Source organism: Pseudomonas sp. MD195_PC81_125, from assembly GCF_014060985.1.
Taxonomy (GTDB): domain Bacteria; phylum Pseudomonadota; class Gammaproteobacteria; order Pseudomonadales; family Pseudomonadaceae; genus Aquipseudomonas; species Aquipseudomonas parakoreensis.
Map to the genome: position 1 here is coordinate 35,099 of NZ_JABULD010000622.1, position 4,539 is coordinate 39,637.

Below are 4,539 nucleotides of genomic sequence, written 5' to 3' on the forward strand. Positions count from 1 at the left end.
AGTGTTCAGGGCACGGCGGAAAAAGCCTCCGGGTTGCTGGCGATGAACGCCGAGGTCAAGGGCGTGGCGCCGCTGTTCTGCCTCCACGCCGGATTCGGCACGGTGTTCGACTACGAGCCGCTGGCGCGCCGTTTGAGCGGTCGGCGTCAGGTGTTGGCGATTCAGTCGCGGATGCTGCTGGATCCGGCGTTCAACGACACCTCGCTGCAGGAAATGGCCAGTGAGTATCTGGCGCAGATTCGCCAGAAACAGCCGCACGGGCCGTATCACCTGCTGGGCTGGTCGCTGGGCGGTACGCTGGCGATGTTGATCGCCGCGCAACTGGAGCAGGCCGGGCAACAGGTCAAGTTTGTCGGGCTGGTCGATAGCTTCGTGCCGTCGGCAGCGGTCGACGCCGGGGCGGTCGATGACTGGCAAGCCGACCTGCGCGACTTCCTGCAGGTGACGTTGCCGGACGCCGCACCGGGCTTGTCCATCGACGGTGAAGAAACGCCGCACAACCTGCGTGCGCTGTTCCAGCGTGCCATGAGTGCCGAGCGCGGGGCGTCGACTTACGTGGCACTGGGTGCCGATGAACTGGCGCATGTGTTCAGCGTGGCGCGCCGGCTCAAGCAGCTGTCGCTCAAGCTTGAGCGCTGCGCGCCGTTGGCCGTCAACCCGACGTGCTGGTGGACCTTGGGTCGCGAAGCCGAGGCACTGGAGCTGGCGGCGCAACTGGGTCAGCCGGGCATGGGCGGCGAATGGCTGGATTGCGGGCACTTCCAGATCCCGCGTGATGAAACTTTCCTGTCCGAGGCTGAAGAAATGCTCGGCCAGATCGTTGAATCAGTAGTCATGTCCTGAAACCTGCTGTGAAACCCAAGTAAAACCGATCGGGCGCTGCTGGCGCCCGATCGCTTTGGAGATTTGAATGTCATTGAATCCTGATATCGCCGCATTTCTGCAATTGGTCGGCAACGGCCGGGCCAGTGGCAAACGCGTCGGCATGCATGAGTTGAGCCCGACCGAAGCCCGCGAACAATTCGATCAGTCATCGTTGCTGATGGACGCCGGCGGTGAAGAACTGGCCGTGGTGGATGAGCTGCAATTGCCGGTGCGTGACGGCGCACTGTTGCACGCGCGGATCTACAGCAATCATCCGTTGCAGGCGGGCGCCGGTCGTCCGGCGCTGTTGTATTTCCATGGTGGCGGCTATGTGGTCGGCAGCCTCGACTCGCATGATTCGCTGTGCCGCGCGCTGGCCTCGCTGGCCGATTGCGTGGTGCTGTCGGTGGCGTACCGACTGGCGCCGGAACATCGTTTTCCGACAGCGGCCGATGACGCCCGCGATGCCTGGGACTGGCTGGTGGCGAGTGCTGCAGATCTGGGCATCGACACGGCGCGACTGGCGATTGCCGGTGACAGCGTCGGTGGCAGTCTGGCCACGGTGCTGGCTGCGCAACTGACGGCTGCCGCTGAGCAGCCGCGCTTGCAGGTGCTGATTTATCCGGTCACCGATGCCAGTCGCAGCACGCCGTCGATCGAGCGTTTCGCCGAAGGCTATCTGCTGGAGAAGGCTTCGCTGCAGTGGTTTTACGAGCACTATCAGCGTGATGCCAGCGATCGTCTCGATCCGCGTTTCTCGCCGTTGCTCGGCGAAGTTCCGGCCAATGTCGCGCCGGTGCTGATGGTGTTGGCCGAGTGTGATCCGTTGCACGATGAGGGGGTGGCTTATGCGCGGCGTTTGCAGGCGGCGGGGGTTGCTGTGGCGCTGAAGGTTTATGAGGGGATGACCCACGACTTTATGCGTATGGGGGCGATTGTTGATGAGGCTGAAGAGGCGCTGGGGTTGATTGCTGGGCGGTTGGTGGAGGTGTTTGATTTGGCTTGACCGGGGTGGGGGGGAATATCCGTTGCTGCGGTAACGGCCACCTAGGGTTCCGCCCTGACGGCGGGTCACTTTGGCAAACGCCCCAAAGTAACCAAAGGGCTTTACCCTGACGTTCGGCCCTCGCTCAGGCTCGGGTTCCTTCGCTGCGGGATTCATCCGGGGGGCAGCGCCTACGGTTTGCTTCGCTGCACCTCCTCTCGCTGTGTTTGGCTGCGCCAAACGGTCGCTGCGCTCCCACCCCCGGATAAATCCCTCCACTCAGCCTGCCGACGGGCCCTCAGATCAAGAGCGGTACTCGAGCTAACGCTCATCGTGTTGAGTGGGGCTTCGCCGCAGGGGGGTGTGCACGAATAAAATTGTGGGAGCTGGCTTGCCAGCGAAGGCGGCCTGACAGCCGACCAATTACTAACTGAAAACACCCGATCCCATGTAGGAGCTGCCGAAGGCTGCGATCTTTTGATCTGCTTTGGCTTTGGCTCTGGCTCTGGCTCTGGCTTTGGCTTTGGCTCTTGATGTGGCTTTTGATCTTCAGCCCCTTCGGCAGGCCGAGCGGAGGTGTCCATCCGGGGGTAGGCGCGCAGCGCCGTGCGGCGAAGCCGCATACATCGAGAGGAGGTGCAGCGAAGCAAACCGTAGGCGATGCCCCCGGATGGGCACCGTAGCGAGGGAACACTGAGCCTAAGCGAAGTGCCGTACGCCGGGGCAAAGCCTTTTGGGTTACCTTTTCGGCGTTTGGAAAAGGTGACTCGCTGTAAGAGCGAAACCGCCAGCGGCAGCACCCGAAGAAACGGATATTCACCCAATATCGCCAGCACGAACGGATATACACCCAATCCCGCAAAAAACACCAGATCAGAAGATCGCAGCCTTCGGCAGCTCCTACACTGCTATTTACGGCTTATCCCACAAGCCCAGACAACCACCCAAAAAGGAGTCTGCCCCCATGCCCGATAGAAAATGCGACTGCCCCAACTGCAAATGCACCATCAAGGAAGGCGAACACGCCTACGCCGTGCACGGCAAACACTATTGCTGCGAGGCTTGCGCGCACCACCACAAGGGCGGTGAAGAGTGTTCAAGCAAAGGCTGTCATTGCGCCCACCCCAAATAACCGCGCGCAAAAAAAGTGGAGCCTAATCAGGCTCCACTTGCAGTTTCAGGCTTTCATCATCCAGCCGTTCGGTTTGGCGAACCGTGCCTTGCAGACGCCGGCCTTCGACCCTGACCACCACGGTTTTCGCCTGGTCGAGGTCCTCCGGTAACGGCGCCGGTACGCGCAGGGCGAAGCGATAGGGGTCGTCTTCGACAGCTTCAAGACCCACCTGACAGTCCACGCTTCTGGTGATACGTCCGAAAAGGGTGTCCAGGCCATAATCCAGATGCGCCGGGCTGAAGATGCTGGTCATTGTGTACGCCCCCGAAGAGTCCCCATTGCCTGGCGAGAGTCTAGCTCGCCGGTCGCCATGTGACGTTTTCCACGCCGAATTTCTCCGCCATCGGTTTGCTGGTCTTTTGCACTTTTTCCCGGCCGAAACGCGGGATGCGACCCACGCCGGCATCACAGCTTGCCCAGTGCCACGCCTCGGCGTTGTCCATTTTGTCCGAGCGGATAATGAACGATTTGGGCGTGCCGTGAAGGGTGTAATCGATGACAAACAGTTTTGCGTTGTTCATAAAGCCCGTATTCCTCCCTGTGGTATTAGAAGGATCGCGGCGCGTCGGGAAAATTCACTCGGATTGTCCGACGGTATCTATCGTTGGCGACGCTGTGACCGACTGGTTACCATGCGCCTTTCGCCAACCCCAATGAATACTCGCCATGGCCCTCGCCGCACCCCCCGATCTGACGGATACCGATGTGCCGGTGCAACCGCTGGCGCGTACCTATCCGCGTGGTCTGTTTATTGAGCCGCATGAGCATGTCTGGGGGGCAGTTGCTGTATGCGATGAGCGGGGTGATGTGGGTCGAGACCCCGCATGAGGCGCTGGTGGTGCCGCCGCAGCGCGCGGTGTGGTTGCCGCCCGGAGTGCCGCACGGAATTCGCGTGGTCTCGGACTTGCAGATGCGCAACATCTACCTGCGCCCGGCGCTGGCGGCGACGCTGGATGCGACCGTGCAGGTGATCGAGGTCGGTGGTTTGTTGCGCGAGTTGATCGTCGGTTTGGTGGCGCAGGGTGACAGCGGCGAGCCGGCTTATTACGACGCCTTGGTCGGGCTGGCGCTGCTGGAGCTCAAGCGTGCCCGGCGCTCGGCATTGAAGATCCCGCTGCCCGACGATTCCGACCGGCGCCTGATGAACCTGTGTCAGGCGGTGATGGCGGCGCCGTCGCTGGACATTCCGTTCGAGCAGCACGCGGAAAACGCCGGGGCCAGCGTGCGCACGCTGGCGCGGTTGTTCAAGGACAGCCTTGGCATGGGCTTCGCCGAATGGCGGCGGCAGGTGCAACTGGCGACGGCGGTGGCCGAGTTGATTCAGGGCGTGCCGGTGAATGCGATCGCTCGGGAGCTGGGGTATTCGCCGAGCAGTTTCAGTGACATGTTCCGGCGTGAACTGGGTGTGGCGCCTTCGCAATTCTCCACGGCCTGAACCCGATCCCTGTAGGAGCTGCCGCAGGTGCGATCTTTTTGTTTCTTGTTTTTCAAAAATCAAAAGTCAAAAAGATCGCAG

Annotated in this window: 4 protein-coding genes and 2 pseudogenes; 4 read left to right on the forward strand and 2 right to left on the reverse strand. The window is 61.5% G+C overall.

All coding sequences use genetic code 11. The annotated features are described in order from the left end of the window. Window positions 1-81 precede the first annotated feature (81 nt). From HT737_RS32825 to HT737_RS24945, 3 genes and pseudogenes are all read left to right on the forward strand, one after another. Window positions 82-843, forward strand: a pseudogene (locus HT737_RS32825) (alpha/beta fold hydrolase); the annotation flags it as partial. A gap of 67 nt (window positions 844-910) precedes the next feature. Then, a complete protein-coding gene (locus tag HT737_RS24940) occupies window positions 911-1,870 on the forward strand; it encodes an alpha/beta hydrolase (protein ID WP_182404198.1) in 960 nt (319 codons plus the stop codon). A gap of 943 nt (window positions 1,871-2,813) precedes the next feature. After that, window positions 2,814-2,981, forward strand: coding sequence for a metallothionein (locus HT737_RS24945; RefSeq protein ID WP_080963240.1), 168 nt, complete (start codon window positions 2,814-2,816; stop codon window positions 2,979-2,981). A 22-nt stretch (window positions 2,982-3,003) separates the two neighbouring features. On the opposite strand, the gene HT737_RS24950 is transcribed toward HT737_RS24945, so the two are convergent. Both HT737_RS24950 and HT737_RS24955 read right to left on the reverse strand, forming a co-directional pair. Continuing rightward, entirely contained in the window at window positions 3,004-3,276 is a 273-nt protein-coding gene (locus HT737_RS24950; protein ID WP_047291471.1) for a hypothetical protein, read from the reverse strand. Between the two features lie 40 nt (window positions 3,277-3,316). Beyond that, the gene (locus HT737_RS24955; RefSeq protein ID WP_003223528.1) at window positions 3,317-3,544 is read right to left on the reverse strand and encodes a DUF6555 family protein; all 228 of its coding nucleotides are present in this window, start codon (window positions 3,542-3,544) and stop codon (window positions 3,317-3,319) included. A gap of 145 nt (window positions 3,545-3,689) precedes the next feature. On the opposite strand from HT737_RS24955, the pseudogene HT737_RS24960 reads away from it, so the two are divergent. Further along, window positions 3,690-4,458, forward strand: a pseudogene (locus HT737_RS24960) (helix-turn-helix transcriptional regulator). Window positions 4,459-4,539: the final 81 nt, after the last annotated feature.